The sequence below is a fragment of the Lentzea sp. NBC_00516 genome (assembly GCF_036346835.1).
GTDB classification, from domain to species: Bacteria; Actinomycetota; Actinomycetes; order Mycobacteriales; family Pseudonocardiaceae; genus Lentzea; species Lentzea sokolovensis.
Genome location: NZ_CP107840.1, coordinates 707,317 through 726,044, shown reverse-complemented (window position 1 = coordinate 726,044; position 18,728 = coordinate 707,317). Strand labels below are relative to the sequence as shown.

Below are 18,728 nucleotides of genomic sequence, written 5' to 3'. Positions count from 1 at the left end.
GTGCCTGGGCGCGGACGTCAAGTCACCGCAGGACGAGCTTCTCGCCGAGCATCAGCTGAACGTCCGGCCGGATCGTCACCTCCGCCGCACGTCCCTCGCAGGTCACGACAACTGTTTTGGCACCGTGGAGAGTTCGCAGCGCGACAGCCTTCAACTCCCCTCCGTCCCACCACAGGTCGACCACCACGCCACCCCTTGCCCGCAGTCCGCGCACCACCCCGGTCGGCCACGCCGAGGGCAGCGCGGGCAGCAGGCGCAGCTCGCCGGTGTGGCTCTGCAGCAGCATTTCCGCGATCGCGGCGGTGGCGCCGAAGTTGCCGTCGATCTGGAACGGAGGGTGCGCGCACAGCAGGTTGCGGTACACCCCTCCCCCGTGCGGACTGCCGTCCGTGGCCTCCGTCAGCAACATCGAGAGCAACGTGTGCGCGCGGTCGCCGTCACCGAGCCGTGCCCACAGCGCCGCTTTCCAGGCCAGCGACCAGCCCGTGCCCGCGTCTCCCCTGGCGACGAGCGCACGCCGGGCGGCCTCGGCCAGTTCCGGAGTGCGCACGGGATCGATCCGATCACCGGGGTAAAGGCCGTACAGGTGCGACACGTGCCGGTGGTCCGGCTCCGCGTCGGGCACCTCGTCGGCCCACTCCAGCAGCCCGCCGTGCGATCCGATCGGTGGTGGCGGCAGCTCGATCCTCCGCACCTCGTCCACCACGTCGTCACGCAGCCCCAGCACCTCCGCGACCTCGGCCAGACCGGCGAACAGGTCCGCCGTCAACGCCAGGTCCATGGTGGACCCGACGCCGGCCGCGACCGGCTCTCCCCCGTCCAGGTAGTGGTTCTCGGGTGACGTCGACGGCGCCGTCGTGAGCACGCCGTCGCGCGGGACCAGCCAGTGCAGGCAGAACTCGGCGGCTCCGCGCAGCACCGGCCACGCGTGGTCGCGCAACCAGTCGACGTCACCGGTGAAGGCGTAGTGGTCCAGGAGGTGCCGGCACAGCCACGCCGCCGCCATCGGCCAATTCGCCCACGCCGGGTCGCCACCGCCGTCGCCGACCGGGGTGGTGAGGCACCACGGGTCGCTGTTGTGGTGCGCCACCCAGCCTGGCGCGCCGTAGAGAGCCTTCGCCGTCTCCGCACCGGGTCCGGACAGCTGCTCGACGAACTCCAGCAGCGGCTCGTGGCACTCGGTCAACCCGGTGACCTCGGCCGGCCAGTAGTTCATCTGCAGGTTGATGTTGAGCGTGTAGTTGCCGCGCCACGGCGGATCGGTGTGCGGGTTCCAGATTCCCTGCAGGTTCGCGGGCAACGTGCCCGGCCGGGAGCTGGTGATCAGCAGGTAGCGGCCGTACTGGAACAGCAACGCCGGCAACGCCCGGTCGGGCCGCGCGATCCGTTCGTCCGTCGGCAGGTCCGGCACCGGGCCCAGCTGGAGGCTCACCCGGTCGAACAACGTCTGATGGGCCTGCACGGCCTGGTCGCGGAACGTCGCCCAGCCCAGCCCGCGGGCCTGTTCGACCCGCTCGAGCGCCACGCGGGAGCATTCGGCGGGATCGTCCACCGGCGCGGCGCCAGGCCCGCGGTAGCCGGTCTCGGTGGTGACGTAGACCGTGTCGCCGTCCACCGCCACGACCGCCGCCCAGGCCATTCCGCCCGGCACCACGCCCCGCACCCCCACGATCCCGCCGGACGAGGTGAAGTGCTCGCCGGGCAACGACCCGCGCAGCACCGGACTCACGCCCGCACCGGTCACCCGCAGTGCCAGGACGTGCAGGCCCGCATGACACACGGCCTCCCGCCGCACCACCGTCTCCCCGGTCCGGTAGGAGACCGAGTACGTGCCGGTGCGCAGGTCGAGCTCACGGCGGTAGGACTCGGCCTGCTCGGGTCCGCCGCCGAGCAGGACGTCGGCCAGCGGCAGGTACTTCGCGGTGTCGGGCCCCTGAAGGCGTCGCAACACCTCTTCCGCCGCGCGAGGCGAACCGGCCAGCACGTGCGAACGGGCCTGCTCCACCAGATCCGGATCACCGGACGGCGCCGGCAGCGGCGACCCCGTCCACAGCCGGTCGTCGTTGAGCTGCACCAGCTCGGTGCCGATGCCGCCGAAGCACATCGCGCCGAGCCTGCCGGTGCCCAGCGGCAGCGCTTCCTCCCACGCCCCCGCAGGGGCCTCGAACCACAGGCGGGTCACCGCGGGCACCTCCGAGTGTTGAAGCGTTTCGATGACATTACGGACCGGGCACGTCTTCCGTTCACGACCGGCCGTGTGAACGCTCACATTGACGGTTGACGGAAGCGGTGACGTCGATTCGACTCGTTCGACACCTCTCCCGTCGAACGGCGCGCTCGATTCGACAGCGAGCTGCGGAAAACGCTTTCCACATTACGCCACAACACTTCCAGACCCTTGCCTCCAGTGTTGAAACGGTTCATCGTAGCCGTCGTGGATCTGCGACGTGGGGTTCTGCTGCCGTTCGTGATCACAGCCGTCCTGGCCGGGCAGCTGCCCGCTTCCGCGCACGCCTCACCCGGTGAGCACCTCGACCGCGGGCTCGTCGCGGCCTCCGTCGAGGGCGGCGTGCACCTGAGCTGGCGCCTGCTCGGCCAGGAGGCCACCGGCGCCACCGCCACCGGCCTCTCGGGGCCCGGCTTCGCGGTCTACCGGGACGGGAGGCGCATCGCGACCGTCACCGACAGCACGACGTACGTCGACAGCGGCGCGGCACCTGGTGCGCGCTACCAGGTCGCTCCCGTGCGACGCGGTGTCCCGCTGGGGCGCAGCAGGCCCGTGATGGCGTGGCCGGCGTCCCACCACGACCTGCCGCTGCACAAGCCCGCGGACGGCGTGACCCCGGCCGGTGAGCACTACACATACTCCGCCAACGACGTCAGCGTCGGCGACGTGGACGGCGACGGCCAGTACGAGTACGTCGTCAAGTGGGATCCCAGCAACTCCAAGGACGTCTCGCAGGTCGGCTACACCGGACCGGTGTACCTCGACACGTACCGCCTCGACGGCACGCTGCTGCACCGGATCGACCTCGGCGTGAACATCCGGGCGGGCGCGCACTACACCCAGTTCCTGGTCTACGACTTCGACGGCGACGGCCGCGCGGAGCTGATGACGAAGACCGCGCCGGGCACCCGGGACGGCCGCGAGCGGTTCATCACGATGCCGCGCGAGGACGTGCGCGCCGGCTACCGGCACACCGACGACTACCGGCTCAGCCCTGAGGGGTACCGCGACCACCTCATCGGCGTGTTCCGCGGTTGGGACTCCCATCCCGAGGTGGTCTCCGGCCGGTGGCCCGCGACGCTGGAGCAGGCGTTCGGCATCGAGCCGCGGTACACCTACCCGTTGTCCACAGAGGACGCCGCCGCGCTGGTCGACCACTTCGTCGACGTCTACGCGCCGTCCCGCAGCGCCAACAACAAACTGCGCCAGTTCGCCGGTTTCATCGTCGACGGCCCGGAGTACCTGACGGTGTTCGACGGAGCCACGGGACGCGAACTGCAGACCGTCCGATACGAACCCGGCCGCACCGACGACGGCCTGATGTGGGGCGACTACGCGATGTCCCGCATCGAACCGGGCAACCGCGTCGACCGGTTCCTGTCGGGAGTCGCCTACCTGGACGGCAGGCGCCCGTCCGCGATCTTCGCCCGCGGCTACTACACCCGTTCCACGGTAGCGACCTACGACTGGGACGGAAGGCGGCTCAAGAAGCGCTGGCTCGTCGACAGCGGCTGGGTGCCGATGACGAACCCGTTCCGCGACACCCCGCACGGCCGCGACGGCACGAACCCGAGTCACGCCAAGCTCACGACGCAAGGCTCGCACTCGCTGAGCGTCGCCGACGTGGACGGCGACGGCAAGCAGGAGATCATCTACGGCGGCGCGACGCTCGACGACAACGGCTCGTTGATGTACAGCTCGGTCGGCGTGCTGCCACCGGGAAGCGCGGAACCGGGAGCCGAGGTCCGGGTCGGGCACGGTGACGCCCTGCACGCCACCGACATCGACCCGAACCGTCCCGGTCTCGAGATCTACATGGTCCACGAGGGCGCCCGCTCCGCCCCGTACGGCTACGCGCTGCGCGACGCCCGCACCGGCGCGACGATCTACGGCGCCTACTCCGGAATGGACACCGGCCGCGGCATGATCGGCGACGTCCGCCCGGACGTGCCCGGCCTCGAGACGTGGTCGTCCATGCCGAACGGCTCGGACTCCGCCGGCACCTGGAGCGCGGACGGCCGCCGGCTCGAGAACCGTTCTCCCGGAACGAACATGAGCATCCGCTGGGCCGGCGACCTGACCACCCAGATCGTGAACGGCGCCCAGGACGTGACGCCGTCCATCGACGACTGGCGGCGCGGCACGCTGCTCACCGCCACCGGGACGCGCACCAACAACGGCACCAAGGGAAATCCGTCGCTCGTGGCCGACGTCTTCGGCGACTGGCGCGAGGAACTGGTCGTGCGCACGCAGGACAGCACGGCCCTGCGCTTCTACCTCAGCACCGAGCCGACGAACCACAAGATGTACACGCTCATGCACGACCGCCAGTACCGCGTCGAGGTCGCCCGCCAGCAGACCACCTACAACCAGCCGTCTTACCCGAGCTTCTACCTCGCCTCGGACGTCGACTGGTCGCACGTTCCCCTGCCCTCGCACCGATTGGCCGGATCATGATCACACGACTTCTCGTCACGGTGGCGGTGCTCGTGAGCACCGCCGTCGCGGCCCCGGCGGCGTCCGCCGCCACCACGAGCTCGCCCACCGACCCGAACGTCAGGTACTTCGGCCGCTGGAACACGAGCACGTCGAGCGCCTACGTCTCCGAGTGGGCGGGCGCCTACCTCGTCGTCGGCTTCACCGGCCGGACGGTGAAGCTCAAGCAGCGCCGCGCGATCGACTTCTTCGTGAGCATCGACGGCGGTCCGGACGTGTCCTACGTGAACCGGACCGGCACGGTGGACCTCACCCCGACACCGCTGGCCACGGGCAACCACACCCTCCGCGTCTCCTACCGCCCGATCGCGGGCTCGTACAAGGGCGACGCGGTGTACCAGGGCATCGAGATCGACACCGGCGCGCGCACGTTCGCGCCCACCGTGCCGTCGAAGATCATCGAGTTCGTCGGCGACTCGATCACCGTAGGCCAGCTGTCGTCGAAGCAGGCGCTCACCGCGTACGGCTGGCTGACCGGCGAGAAGCTCAAGGCCGGCCACACGCAGATCGCGGTGGGCGGCGCGTGCCTGCACCCGGCGGCGGACGGCTGCCTGAGCATGCGCGAGGGCTTCCTGCGCACCGGCCTGGCGCTGACCGCGCCCGCGTGGAACTTCGGTCGCTACAAGGCGAACGCCGTCGTGATCAATCTCGGCACGAACGACGTCGGCCACAGCGTCACCAAGGACGAGTTCCGCTCCTCCTACGTCACGCTGCTGCGGCGCGCGCGGGAGAAGTACCCCACGGCGGCGATCTTCGCTCTCGGCACGTTCCGCAAGCGGTTCCTCCCGGAGACCCAGGCGGCGGTGAAGACGCTCACCGACGGCGGCGACCGCAACGTGCACTTCGTCGACACGCTGGGCTGGATCGACGAGGCCACCGACACGTCGGACAACGTGCACCCGAACGACCAGGGCCACCGCAAGATCGCCGACAGGTTGGCGCCGATCGTGGCGGCCAGGATCTAGTACTCCACTGACTGCAGCACTAGCCGATCCGGCGCAGGTCCCGCATCTCGGGCCGGGACTGGAATCCGGCAGCGCGGTAGGTGGCAACGGCTGCGGTGTTGGCGCCTTCGGCGCACACGGTCGCGCTGGACGCACCCATGTCCTGCAGGGCCGCCGCGGCGGCGAGCGCGATCGCCCTGCCGTAACCGTGTCCCTGATGATCGTGGTGCACGCCGAGGGGTTCGATCAGACCGGGTTTCCCTGGGCCCGCCGACCAGACGGTCGTGGCCGCGACCGCATCGCCCCGGTCGTCGTACCCGACCAGGCATCGGGCATCGGCGTACGGCGTCCCGGCGGCCATGGCCCGCCACCGCTCCGCGCTGAACTTCGATCCCGCGAACGCCCCGCGACCCGGTCCTCGACCCGTTCGGGGCCGACCACCTCGATCCGCACGCCGCTGTCCGCTACAGGCGCGCTCAGGTCCCGCACCATCGGGATCCACGGCTCATCCAGTTCCCAGCCGTCCTCTTGCAGCACTTCCCGGAATCGGCCCTGCCAGAGCGCTTCGACGTGGGCCTTGTCCGCCGGCAGGACGCCATGTTCGCAACGCCGCGACGGTCACCTCCGAACCGAACTGCCAGTAGAAGCCGACATCCCCTCGTCCAGGTCGTCAACACCCGGCGTGCTCAACAAGACAGGCATCACGTGATCGAACACAGCCGCTCGTGACGCGTCCAACGGTTTTCCGCCAAGCGCAATTCACGAAACAGTCCGAAATGCCGAATACGCGGACGGGCGATCCCGTCCGCGAATTCGGTGTTCAGTCAAATCAGGGCGACGCGAAACTCGGGTGTGGCGGCTGGTTGTAGGCGGTGTTCTGCCACGCCACCGCCTCCCGGTACTGCCGGTCCTCCATCAGCGAGGCCCGCCGGATCGTCGTCGGCTCGGTGGTCGAGTAGATCCGCAACGCCCGGCTGTCCGAGGTCCGCCAGATGACCTCCTCGCGCCAGTCGCCGAGGATGTCCGCCTGCAACGCCGGCGTGGACTTGGTGCCGTTGTTGGAGGCCACGCCCGAACCGGTGAGCAGCCGCGTGTCGCCGTTGGGGCCGTACTTGTCGATGGTGGTGCCGTTGAGCAGCTCGCGCTGCGCGTCACCGTCCCACCAGATCACGAAGTTGATCGAACCGGGCTTGCGCGCGGCGACCTGGGCTCCCGTGGTGGCACTGCGCAGGCCTCCCACGGACGCCGACCACGCCTCCGCGCCGGGGTTGCCGGCCCAGATGTCCGCGGCGACCCCGCGGCCGTTGTCGCAGCCGCACGACGGCGCGCTCCAGATGATCTGACCGGTGCGCGCGTCGCCCATCCAGTGCGAGACCTCGGTCGTCCACTCAGACGGCTTGAAGACCTCCAGTCCCGGCCTTCCCGGGATGAAGTCGCCGACGTGCAGGGCGTCGCCGTGGTGGGTGCTGTTCTGCCACAGGCCGCGGCCGTTGTCGTCGATGGCCATGGAGCCGTAGACGACCTCGTCGCGGCCGTCGCCGTCCACGTCGGCGATCGAGAGGTTGTGGTTGCCCTTGCCCTCCCAGGCCGCGCGGTTCGACTGGGACGCCGAGTCGAACGTCCAGCGCTGGGTCAGCTGCCCGTTCCGGAAGTCCCACGCCGAGATCACGCTGCGGGTGTAGTACCCGCGGGCCATCACGATGCTCGGCCGCGAGCCGTCCAGGTACGCGGTGGCGGCCAGGAAGCGGTCGACCCGGTTGCCGTAGTTGTCACCCCACGACGAGACGGTTCCGCGTGGTGGCACGTAGTTCTCGGTGTCGAGCACCGCGCCGTCCGTGCCACGGAACACCGAGAGGAACTCCGGTCCGGTAAGGATGTAACCGTCGCTGTTGCGGTGGTCGGCGTTCGCGTTGCCGATCACCTGCCCGGTGCCCGACCGCGTGCCGTCCGCGGTCTTCACGGCGATCTCGGCTCTGCCGTCACCGTCGTAGTCGAAGACCTGGAACTGCGTGTAGTGCGCGCCCGCCCGGATGTTGCGGCCGAGGTCGACGCGCCACAACCGGGTGCCGCTGAGCTTGTACGCGTCCAGGTACACGTTGCCCGTGCGACCCGCCTGCGAGTTGTCCTTGGCGTCAGCGGGATCCCACTTCAGGACGATCTCGTACTCGCCGTCGCCGTCCAGGTCGCCGACCGACGCGTCGTTCGCCACGTAACCGGATCCCGGACTCTGGATCGGGACGTCCCTGCTCGTCTCCAGGGTGCCGACGGAACGCGTGGCCGCCGCCGATTCCACGCCTCCGCTCACCTGGCGCACCGAGTAGGACGCGGTCGCGGGCGCACCCGCGTCGAGATAGCTCGTCGCCGTCGTCACCGGCACGCGGTTGACCTTCACCCCGTCGCGGTAGACGTTGAACGCCACATCGGTGGCGTCACCGCCGAGCAGCCGCCACGACACGAAGTTGCCGTCGCCGCGCACCGACCGAGTGCTGACCAGCCCGCGTTCGGCGGCACCCGCCGGTTCAGCCGCGAGCGCGGGAACGCCGCTCGCGACGAGTATCGCCGCGAGCAGCGCTGACATCGTCGTCCGTCTCATCGTCGATCACCCTCCTGACACCGAACAATTGTTCCTCGCAAGAATTGAAACGTTTCACCACGAGGAACAGTAGCGTCGAACAAATCGAATGCGAGGAGGGTGATTTCTTCGACCTGAATTCGACGCTCACAAAGCAGAGGCCTTCGCCAGCACCTCGATCTCGCCGAGGGTGAGGTATCCGGACGGACGCGCGGTGAGGACGACTCGCACGGCGGTGGCCGGCGGTGAAGGGTTCAGCACGACCTCCGTTCGCAGTGCGGTGACTTCGACGTCGCCGCTCGCGTCGACCCACGTGCCGTCGACCGTGCGCACCTGGACCTTGAGGTTCTGGGCGATGCCTCCCTCGCCGTCGCGGTGCGAATGCACGGCCACCCGCGTGAGATCACGGGTTCCGGGCAGGGTGAAGGTGATCGTGTCGGACGGGTTCTTGGTGCCGGACCTCCAGTTCGACCACGCCTTCTCCTCCGTGACGCCGTTGCGCAGCCGGTCCGCGGAGTAGCCGGACTCGGTGTAGGTCGCCGCGACGGCCGAGTCGAGCGCCGCGTTGACCTCGACGGGCTCGGTCACCTGCACGACCGCCGTGGCGGCCACCGTGCTGCCGTCGACGACCCTGGCACGTCCGGACACCGTCACCGTCCCGACGTGGTCGAACACCGCGGCGTCCCACACCACGGGGAGTTCGGCCTTGCCACCCCGCTTTCCGACACCCGTGACGGTGGCCGGCAACTCGGGCCGCCCGCCGACGTAGGTCTTCGCGCGGGCGGGCAGGGTCGAGGCGATCGTGTCGACGGTGACCACGGCCAGTGCGGGCAACTTCCGCCCGAGCACGTCCGTCGCCGTGCCGTGGACGCGCACGGTGCCGGGCTGCTGCCAGTGCCAGTCCGGCGGGAGGTTCCAGACCACGGGAAGAGCGCCTCGCGCTCCGTCCGGGTACACCGGCGTCACGGTCTGCGGCAGCACGGGCCGCAGCTTGGGAACCGTGAACACGGCGGCGTCCTGAACCCGTTGCACGGTCTCGTCGACCGGTGTCCAGCGCTGGCTCGCGCCGGAGGTCGGGGTCCTGGCCGACACGGTCTCCCCGGTCGCCTCGATCAGCGTGCCGGTGGCGGCGTTGACGAACGTCCAGCCGCCGTCACCGGTCGTCGACATGATCCACTGAGCCGCGGTGTCGCCGGCCGACTGCAGCACGACGGCGTCACCGGAGGCGGCCAGCCGGGTTCCGGTCACGGCGCTGACGATCTCGAACCGCTCGCGGTTTCCGTTGCCGAACCCCAGTTTCCGCACCGCCCACAGCTGTCGCGCACTCGAGGTGTCGGTGGTCCGCAGGACCGCTTTCGCCCAGTCGTCGGACGGCTGCAGGGACTTTCCGCCCGTGGCGATCCGGTACACGTGATCGGGCTGGACGAGCGCGGCGTCGCCGGAGACCCCGGCCACTCCGTCGACGAGGAACGTGGTGACGGACTTCGCCGGCACCGTGAGCGTCGCCGACTTCCCCGCCACCCGCACCGGCTTGCCGCGCACGAGGGCACCGGACGCGTCGGTGACCACGGGCGTCACCTTGGCCAGCGGCGAGACGAGCCCGAACCGGGACAGGTCCAGCGTCACCGCGCGATCGGTGTTGCCGCTGTTGACGTGGACGACGGTCGCGTCCAGACCGAACCTCTTCACCGCGGCGACGCTCGACGGGTCGTCGGTCTTGACGAACCGGTCGCCCGGCCGGACGAAGTGGGTGAAGTTGCGGATGGTGTGGAACTTGGTGTTGGTCCTGACAGGACAGGTTTCCAGCGTGTCGTTCGCCTTGCAGTCGAACGGGATGTGGACGCTGCCCCAGTTCTTGCCCGCGGCCGTCTGCGGGGCGGTGTCCTCGACCGGCTGCCAGAACACCCACGCGGACGGTTCGAGCTCGCGGATGTCCTCGAGCATCCTGGTCGCCATGCCCAGACCGGGTTCCATGCTCGTGTAGTCGGTGGTGCCGTTGCCCCAGGTGCCCTCGACCTCGCTCATCCAGAGCTTCTCGCCGGCGCCCTTGGCGATGTCGCGGACGCTGGTGCGCTGGCCGGTGCCGTAGGTGTGCACGTTCAGCTGGTCGACCACGTCCCGCGCCGGGCCGTAGCCGTTCCAGTTGCGCACGAACGTGCCCGGGTTCGTCTCGTCCATCGCGGACACCTTCACCCGTGACCGCACCTCGTCGAGCGCGCGTCGGGTCGCGAGCAGAACCTCCTGCTGCAACTCGGGTCCGGCGTGCGCGCCCTCCTGGCGTCCGCCGGTCGGCTGGCCGTCAGGGCCGATCTGCGTGCCCCAGTAGTTCGTGTTGGGCTCGTTCAACGGGGCGAGCGTGTCGAACTTGATGCCGTGCGCGCGTTCGATCTCCTGGGTCACGCGCGCCAGGTATGTGGCGAAGTCCTCGACGCGGTCGCGGCGGATCTGGTCGGTGTTCGCGTCGAACCCACCGGAGACGTAGCCGCTGACGGTCTGGAACCACGGCGGCGAGTTGCTGAACGCCTCCCACTTGGTGACCTTGCGCTTGACCTGGTCGATCCACCAGCGCTGGTTGGCGTCCGCGGCGAGGTCCCAGTGGTCAGGGTTTTCCGGCTGCCACCAGTCCACGTCCTCACGCGTGGTGCCGGGAGGGGCTTTCCAGAAGCCCTCCATCGTCGCGCCCTTCTTCATGTAGTCCTCGCGGACGTCAGGCGCGTTGCCGCCGCCGATGTTGTACCGCGCGATGTTCAGCCGCAGTCCGTCCTCACCGAACAGCAGGTCGACGAGCTTGCGGCGGATCGGCTCCGGATAACCACCGGTGATGTTCGCGAACCACACCAGGCTGGTGCCCCAGCCCTCGAACTCCGGTTGCTGGTAGGACGGGTCGACGCGAACGGTGACCGCGTTCTGCGGCAACGGGGCCGCGACCGCGACCGGCGTGGAGAGGCCGGCGGCGACGAGGGTGAGAGCCAGCAGAAGTCGCGCCATGTCAGGCCCCCAGCCGGAAGTCGGCGACGCGGATCGGCGACGGCGTGGTGCCGCTGGAGGTCTGCTGGTACTGCACCGACAGGATTCCCTGGGACGCGACGCGCGACGCGTCCACGTTCACCTCGCCGAACGCCTGCATCGACGGGCGGTCGAACAACGTCGTCCAGTCCGTCCATCCGCTGGCCTTGCTCGCCGCCACGATCTTCCCGCGCGGCAGCACGAGGTACGCGTTGTCGTCCCGGTCGAACACGATCTTCGTGCGCTGGCTGCTGTTCGGCGGGATCGGGACCTCCATCTTGGTCCACCTGCCGTCCGCCCCGCGGAAGACGTGGAAGGTGCGGCCGTACTGCGTGCGCTGCTGCGCGTAGTTCGACACGCACTGGGTGAACCGGCCGGGGACGTAGCTGATCACCACGTGCGGCCGGCCCTGGGAGTCCACGGCCTGACTCTCCTGGTTCATCAGGCCGTGGTTCGGGTCGAGCGGATCGGCCACCAGGCCTGGCGAGTTGACGCTCACCGACGCGCCGCCGGTCGTGCCCACCACGGTTCCGGCACCGTTGCGCCACGTCCGGCCGCGGTCGTCGCTGTAGACGTACCCGGTGTCGTGGTTGGTCAGCCCGCCCGCGTTGCACAGCACGCCGGAGTTGCCTTCACGCCAGGTGAAAGCGGCGTGCAACCGTCCACTTCGGTCATAGGTCAGGCCGTGCAGGTACATGTTCCGGGTCGTGGACACCACGCCGTTCGGGCCGGTGTACGAACCGGTGGCGGACGACCAGCCGCCGAGCTTGCGCCACGTGCCGCCGGAGTACTCGGCCAGCTCGTTGACGCCGTTGCCGGAGCCACCGGTGCGGTAGCTGAACTGCAGCCTGCCCTCGGGCGTCACCACGAACTGCGGGTACGTCATGGAGCCGAGCTCGACGCCGCCGAGCGTGCGCTGCACCGGACCGAACGCGGCGGCGTTCCACTGCTGGGCGCCGGTCGCGAGGCCTGGCTGGGACCGGAAGTAGAACAAGCGCGTGTTGTGCGTGTCCAGCGCGACGTGGATCGCGTTGTCCTGCGAGGAGATTCCCAGCGAGATCACGTTGTGCGAGTCGTCGACGCTGAGCCGGTGCGGCAGGACCACGGTCTCCCACTGCGTGCTGCCCACGGTCCGCCGCGCGACCACGGCGTTGCGGCTCGCGGTGTACCAGGTGGCGTACTGACGTCCTTGGTACGTAAGGATCGCGTCCTGCTGGAACGAGTTGTTGTTCACCACCCCGTCGTAGGACACGAAGTACAGCGCCGAAGGATCGAGCAGCGTATCGCTCACGAGGCTCACCGCCGGTGCCGCCGCGGGCGCACCCATCGCGGCTCCTGGCGATGCCAGCAGCATCAAGGCCACCAAGCTCAGAGCTGTCCTCTTCACGGTTCCCCCGGCAGGTCGCGGTTCGACTGGTTCCCCCGGAGCGTGAAGTCGAACAAAATCGAACGCAAGCGTCGACCTGTTCGATAACAGCGGGCGCCCTGTGAACGGCCCGGACCTCGTGGCCCCTTGTCGCTCTTCCACCTCGACTGTTCACTTGTGTTCAGTTCTGTCTGAACATGGAGGTTCAGCGTGCGGCGCGCGATTGTTCTTGCCACGGTGCTGTTAGTTGCGGTGGGTTCGACGACACCGATCGCCTCCGCAGCCGATCCACCTCCGGACGTGCACACCTACCTCGAAGATCCGCGCAAGATCGCCGAGGGACAGGAGCCGCACCACGCGTTGCTCCTCCCGCAGGCGGACGTCGCCTCGGCCGTGCGCCGCGACGAGCGCACGCCGTTCACGCAGTCACTGGACGGCAAGTGGCGGATCTCCATGGCGGACAAGCCCGCCGACGTTCCGGCGCGGTTCTACGCCGACGACTACGACACGTCCGGCTGGCGCGCGGTGACCGTGCCGCACACCTGGCAGACCGACGGCCTGGACCACCCGATCTTCCGCAACATCGCCACCGAGGTGCAGCCGGACGACCCGCCCCGCGTGCCCCGCGACGTGAACCCGACCGGTGCGTACGTCCGCGACTTCGAGGTGCCCGCGGACTGGACGAAGCGCGCGACGTTCGTGCGCTTCGAGGGCGTGACGTCCAGCTACTTCGTGTGGGTCAACGGCAAGTACATCGGCTACGACCAGGGTGGCTACACCCCGGCCGAGTTCGACATCTCCTCCGCGCTGCGACCGGGCCGCAACAAGATCGCCGTCCAGGTGCACCGCTGGAGCGCCGGTTCGTACCTCGAGGACTACGACCAGTGGCGGTACTCCGGCATCTTCCGCTCGGTGTCGCTGTACTCGACGCCCGCCACGTTCATCCAGGACGTCACGCTCAAGACCGACCTCGACGCCACCTACACCGACGCGACCCTCACCGCGGACGTCGAACTCGGCCACAAACCCGGCGGCACCACCGGCACGCACCGCGTCACCGCCAGCCTGCGCGACTCTCGCGGAACCGAAGTCGTTGCGGTGAGCCAGGAAACCGACGGCAGCACCGCACGCCTGACGCTGCCCGTCCGCAACCCGGCCAAGTGGACCGACGAGACGCCGAACCTCTACACCGTCGTGCTGACGCTGACCGCGCCCGACGGCAAGACCACGCACATCACCAGTGACACCACAGGTTTCCGCGAGATCGAGATCCGCGACAAGACGCTGCTGATCAACGGCAAGCGCGTGCTGTTCAAGGGCGTCAACCGCGCGGAGACCGACCCGGACCACGGCCGGCACGTCCCGCGTGCGGCGCAGGAACGTGACGTGGCGCTGATGGAGCAACTCAACGTCAACGCCGTGCGCACCTCGCACTACCCGAGCGACCCGTACTTCTACGACCTCGCCGACAAGCACGGCATCTGGATCGACGACGAGGTCGACATCGAGACCCACAACCACGAGAACTGCGCCCGGTGGTGCCAGGCCAACCAGCCGGAGTGGCGCGACACGTTCCTGGACCGGCTGATCGGCATGGTCGAGCGCGACAAGAACCATCCGAGCGTCTTCCTGTGGGACACCGGCAACGAGGCGGGGCTCGGCGCGCACCACTACGAGATGGCGAAGTGGCTCAAGGCCAACGACCCGTCACGGCCGATCTACCACCAGTCCAACAACCCCGACGGTGACGCGCCGTTCGCCGACGTGTGGGGGCCGCGCTACCCGTCGCCGGAGAGGTTCGCCGAGCAGGCGAAGAGCACGACCAAGCCGTTGATCTTCGGCGAGTACGCCCACGCGATGGGCAACAGCCTGGGCAACTTCCGCGAGTTCTGGGACATCATCCGCGCCAACCCGCAGACCCAGGGCGGCTTCATCTGGGACTGGGCCGAGCAGAACATCAAGCAGAAGACCCGCGTCGCGCCGGACAGTTCGGGCAACGACATCACCGCGTTGCTCTCCGGTGCGCCGAAGCTGGTCGACGGCCACCGTGGCAAGGCGCTGTCGCTGTCCGGGCTCGACGACTTCGTCGAGGTCTACCGCGACCGCAAGCTCGACATCACCGGCACCGCGCTGACGCTCGACGCGTGGGTCAAGCCCGGCAAGTGGACCGGCCAGTTCCCCATCATCGCCAAGGGCGACCACCAGTGGACGCTCAAGATGAAGAACGAGACCACGCTCGAGTTCTTCATCCACAGCGGCACGTGGCGTGCGGTGCAGGCGAAGGTGCCCGCCGACTTCTACGGCAAGTGGCACCGGGTCAGCGGCACCTACGACGGCACCGCCCTGCGGCTGTACATCGACGGTGCCGAGGTGGGCACCCTGCCGTTCACCGGCGCGATCGACTACTCGGCGGCGGACGTGAACATCGGCCGCGACTTCGAGATGTCGTGGAACGACCCGTCGACCGTCGGCTGGATGGCCCGCGGTGAGGTCGACGACGTGCGCGTGTACGACCGGGCGTTGCCGGCCGCCGAACTCGGTGCCTCCGCCGCGCCGGCCGGCGGCGCCGTGCTGGCGCTCGACTTCGACAGCGTGCGGGAACGCGGCACGCACTTCGCGTACGGGTCGACGCTGTCCGGTGTGGACGGTCTGATCGGCACGGACCGCAAGGCGCAGCCGGAGACCACGCAGATGGCGTGGGCACACCAGCCGATCCGGTTCGGCTACTCGGGCGGTGTGCTGTCGGTGACCAACGAACGGCAGTTCACCGGCACCGACGACCTCACCCTGCGCTGGCGGGTCACCGAAGGCTCACGGGTGGTCAAGAGCGGCGAACAGCCGTTGCGCGTCGCCGCCGCCTCGACCGCGCCGATCTCGCTGCCGGTGCCGGTCAACGACGCGGATCGCGAACGGTTCCTGACGGTCGAGACGGTCACGTCGGCCAAGGCACCGCTGCTTCCGGCCGGGCACGTCCTCGCGCACGACCAGTTCTCGCTGGGCGGCAGCCGCGTTCCCGGTCTGGACAAGGCGCCGCTCGACTGGGCCGTCGTGTTCACCCAGGAGGACGCCCAGAAGGTCACCGCCACGGCGGCAGGCGCCGCGTACACGGTCGACAAGAAGTCCGGTGCGCTGACGTCCATGAAGTCGTGGGGCCGCGAACTGCTCACCAGCGGTCCGAAGCTCGACGCGTGGCGTGCTCCGATCAGCAACGAGACCTACACGTGGGGCCGCGCCGAGGGCGAGGACTGGCGCAAGGCCGGCCTGGACCGCCTGGAGACCACCGTGTCCGGTGTGCGGGTGGAGAAGGACGGCCACAAGGCCACCCGGATCATCGTGGACAGCAAGGTCGCCGCACCCGGTGTGAGCGGGGCGTGGTTCGACCAGACGATGGTCTACTCGGTGGACTCGGCCGGTGTGCTGCGACTCGGGCACCGGGTGACGCCGCAGGGTTCGATGCGGACGCTGCCGTACCTGCCGCGCATCGGTGTCCAGCTGTCCGTGCCCGACCGCTTCTCCGAGTTCTCCTGGTACGGCAGGAAGGCGGAGAGCTACGTCGACCGCAAGGACGGCACGCCGATCGGGGTGCACTCCAGTTCGGTGGCCGACCAGTACGTCGAGTACCACCGTCCGCAGGACCACGGCAACCACACCGACACCCGGTGGGCGCTGCTCACCGACGGACGCACGTCCGGCCTGCTGGTGTCGGGCGCTCGCGAGGTCAGCGTGACGCAGTACGACGACATCGAGCGCGCCGCGTACCCGTTCATGTTGCAGCGCAACAAGGGGTACTTCACGCTGCACGCCGATCACGCCGTGACCGGTGTCGGTGACACGCCGAACCCGGTGCGGCAGCGCAGCCAGGTCCGTCCTGACAGCACCTACGAGTACACGATCACGATGCGACCGCTGACGTCGCAGGAGGCCTGGTCGGGCCTTCCGGCGGGGGCCTGACCGGAAGAGGTGGCCCCGATGTTCGCCGGGGCCACCTCCTTTTCACGCCCGCGTGCGTCCGATGTGGACGTTCTGCTCATTCGGCGATCTGGTACCTGCCGAGCACCATCTGGGCCAGCTCGTCCGCGACCTCGTCCAGCGTCGCGTCGACCCACCCGACGACCCAGTCGTGCATGAGTCCGTTGACGGCGCCGATGATGGCCGCGGCGGTGATGCGGTAGTCGCCAGGAGGGATCTCGCCCCGTGCGGCGGCGTCCGCGGCCAGCCGGTTGATCATCTCGACCCAGATGGCGCGGCGTTCGAGGCGCTGACGGTCCATGCGGGGGCTGACTCCGACGACCTCGACGTAGGCGATGCGGGCGTGCCGCGGGTCGGCGCAGGCGCCCTTCACGTAGGCGTGCACCAACCGGGGCAGCAGCTCCGGCAGACTCAGGTGCGCGGTGCCGGGCAGCACCTCGGCGACGGCCTTCCCCGCCACGTCGTTGACGTGGAGGTGCAGGTCGGCCAGCAGGTCCTCCAGGGCGCGGTACTCCTCGTAGAACTGGCGGCTCGACAGACCGGCGGCCTTGCACAGATCACCCAGGCGGGTACCCCGGAAACCCTGTGCGGTGCCGAACGTCTCCAGGCCCGCTTCCCGGAACCGCCCGCGCCGCTCGTCCCGGCGCTCGGCCGCGTCCTTGCCGCCGTAACGACCCTCCGCCGGGGTGATCCTGCCTGCCACGGTGCCTCCAACGGATGGGTGAGGTGGTTGCCTCCACTGGCTCTTGTGGCCGGGATCACGTCAGCCTACTATCCAGTAGGTAAGATCTGAACTTGGCCAAGTTCAGATCTCCCTGCGGCATGCGCCCTCCCTTGCCGGCGCCCACTTCATTCGGAGATGCAACGATGCACGCTTCGTCCACCCCTGCGCGGAAACCTTCCGGAAGCGCTCTCACACGCCGTCGCCTCACCCACGCTGTCGCCGCGGCGGCAGTGCTCGCCGCCTGCGTCACCAGTCCGGCCGCCTCCGCGGCGCCGCTGCGTGAAGTGATGTTCGTCGGCAACAACTGGGACGGCACCGCCGACGTCATCTCCTCCACCGGCGACTTCGCCAAGATCGGCCGGATCAACGTCATCCCCGACAAGGACCAGCGACTCACCGAGATCTACCTCAACCCGATCAAGCTGGCCTTCTTCCTCGGTATTCGCTCAGGCCCCGGCGAGGGGCACGACCAGTTCGTCGACGACATGTACTCCACCCCCGACGGCACGGCCATGGTCGTCTCACGACCCAGCTTCGCCGACGTCGTCTCCCTCGACCTGGCCACCGGGAACATCAAGTGGCGGTTCCCCGTGTCGGGCTTCCGCGCCGACCACATGGCCGTCTCCCCCGACGGCACCAAGATCGCGGTCTCGGCGTCGACGTCCAACACCGTGCACGTGCTGGACATCAACACCGGCCGGCAGCTCGGCTCCTTCAAGACCGGTGACAAGCCGCACGAGAACGTCTTCACCAACGGCGGCAGGTACCTCTGGAACATGTCGATCGGCGAGGTCAACAACAACTTCGACGCCCCGTGGCAGGACTTCCTGAAGGGCGACCGGCACATCACCGTCGTCGACGCCGCCACCTACCAGGTCGTCCGCACCATCGACATGCGCGGCAAGCTGGACGCCTTCGGCCGCAAGGACCTGTCCAACGCAGTGCGGCCCGCGACGTTCAGCCCCGACTTCTCGAAGCTGTACTTCCAGGTGTCGTACTTCAACGGCTTCATCGAGTACGACGTCGCCACCGACAGGATCACCCAGGTGAAGACCCTGCCGAAGAACCCGGACACCAGCGACGACCGCACCACCTTCGTCAACGACTCACGCCACCACGGCCTGTCCATGAACCCGGACGGCAGCAAGCTGTGCGTCGCCGGAACCATGGACGACTACGCCACCGTCGTCGACCGCGCCACCCTGCGGGAAGGCCCGCTCGTCACCGCTTCCAAGCCCTACTGGGCCACCGTCAGCGGCGACGGCCGCCAGTGCGTCATCTCCGAGAGCGGTGCCGACCAGGTCACCGCGATCGACTTCGGCACCGGCCAGAAAGTCGTCTCCGTACCCGTCGGCGACCACCCGCAACGCGTCCGCGTCGCCCACATCTCCGCCGACTGGACCAGCCCCACCAACTGACCCCCG

10 protein-coding genes are annotated in these 18,728 nt (G+C 69.0%); 4 read left to right on the top strand and 6 right to left on the bottom strand.

The window, feature by feature from the left end:
- Positions 1 to 22: 22 nt before the first annotated feature.
- On the bottom strand, positions 23 to 2,182 hold the full coding sequence (locus tag OG205_RS03310; protein ID WP_330274738.1) for a glycoside hydrolase family 95 protein: 2,160 nt from the start codon (positions 2,180 to 2,182) through the stop codon (positions 23 to 25).
- Between the two features lie 252 nt (positions 2,183 to 2,434).
- Here OG205_RS03310 and OG205_RS03305 point away from each other — a divergent pair, with 252 nt between their 5' ends.
- Both OG205_RS03305 and OG205_RS03300 read left to right on the top strand, forming a co-directional pair.
- Positions 2,435 to 4,684, top strand: coding sequence for a rhamnogalacturonan lyase (locus tag OG205_RS03305; RefSeq protein ID WP_330274737.1), 2,250 nt, complete (start codon positions 2,435 to 2,437; stop codon positions 4,682 to 4,684).
- Entirely contained in the window at positions 4,681 to 5,688 is a 1,008-nt protein-coding gene (locus OG205_RS03300) for an SGNH/GDSL hydrolase family protein (protein ID WP_330274736.1), read from the top strand. Before OG205_RS03305 ends, OG205_RS03300 begins: the two co-directional genes overlap by 4 nt.
- Before the next feature lie 19 nt (positions 5,689 to 5,707).
- Here the strand turns inward: OG205_RS03300 and OG205_RS03295 are convergent, their stop codons facing one another.
- The 4 genes from OG205_RS03295 to OG205_RS03280 all read right to left on the bottom strand — a co-directional run bounded on the left by OG205_RS03295 (position 5,708) and on the right by OG205_RS03280 (position 12,599).
- Positions 5,708 to 6,028, bottom strand: coding sequence for a GNAT family N-acetyltransferase (locus tag OG205_RS03295; RefSeq protein WP_330274735.1), 321 nt, complete (start codon positions 6,026 to 6,028; stop codon positions 5,708 to 5,710).
- Between the two features lie 468 nt (positions 6,029 to 6,496).
- Positions 6,497 to 8,260 (bottom strand): rhamnogalacturonan lyase, encoded by a 1,764-nt coding sequence (locus OG205_RS03290; protein WP_330274734.1) that lies wholly within the window; start codon positions 8,258 to 8,260, stop codon positions 6,497 to 6,499.
- A 126-nt stretch (positions 8,261 to 8,386) separates the two neighbouring features.
- On the bottom strand, positions 8,387 to 11,227 hold the full coding sequence (locus OG205_RS03285; protein WP_330274733.1) for a glycoside hydrolase: 2,841 nt from the start codon (positions 11,225 to 11,227) through the stop codon (positions 8,387 to 8,389).
- Position 11,228: 1 nt separating this feature from the next.
- On the bottom strand, positions 11,229 to 12,599 hold the full coding sequence (locus tag OG205_RS03280) for a BNR repeat-containing protein (RefSeq protein ID WP_330274732.1): 1,371 nt from the start codon (positions 12,597 to 12,599) through the stop codon (positions 11,229 to 11,231).
- 249 nt (positions 12,600 to 12,848) lie between these two features.
- Here OG205_RS03280 and OG205_RS03275 point away from each other — a divergent pair, with 249 nt between their 5' ends.
- Complete coding sequence (locus OG205_RS03275; RefSeq protein WP_330274731.1) at positions 12,849 to 16,562, top strand: glycoside hydrolase family 2 TIM barrel-domain containing protein; 3,714 nt, start codon at positions 12,849 to 12,851, stop codon at positions 16,560 to 16,562.
- Between the two features lie 76 nt (positions 16,563 to 16,638).
- Here OG205_RS03275 and OG205_RS03270 read toward each other — a convergent pair whose 3' ends face one another.
- A complete protein-coding gene (locus OG205_RS03270; protein WP_330274730.1) occupies positions 16,639 to 17,283 on the bottom strand; it encodes a TetR/AcrR family transcriptional regulator in 645 nt (214 codons plus the stop codon).
- A 164-nt stretch (positions 17,284 to 17,447) separates the two neighbouring features.
- On the opposite strand from OG205_RS03270, the gene OG205_RS03265 reads away from it, so the two are divergent.
- Positions 17,448 to 18,722, top strand: coding sequence for a YncE family protein (locus OG205_RS03265; protein WP_442916735.1), 1,275 nt, complete (start codon positions 17,448 to 17,450; stop codon positions 18,720 to 18,722).
- Positions 18,723 to 18,728: the final 6 nt, after the last annotated feature.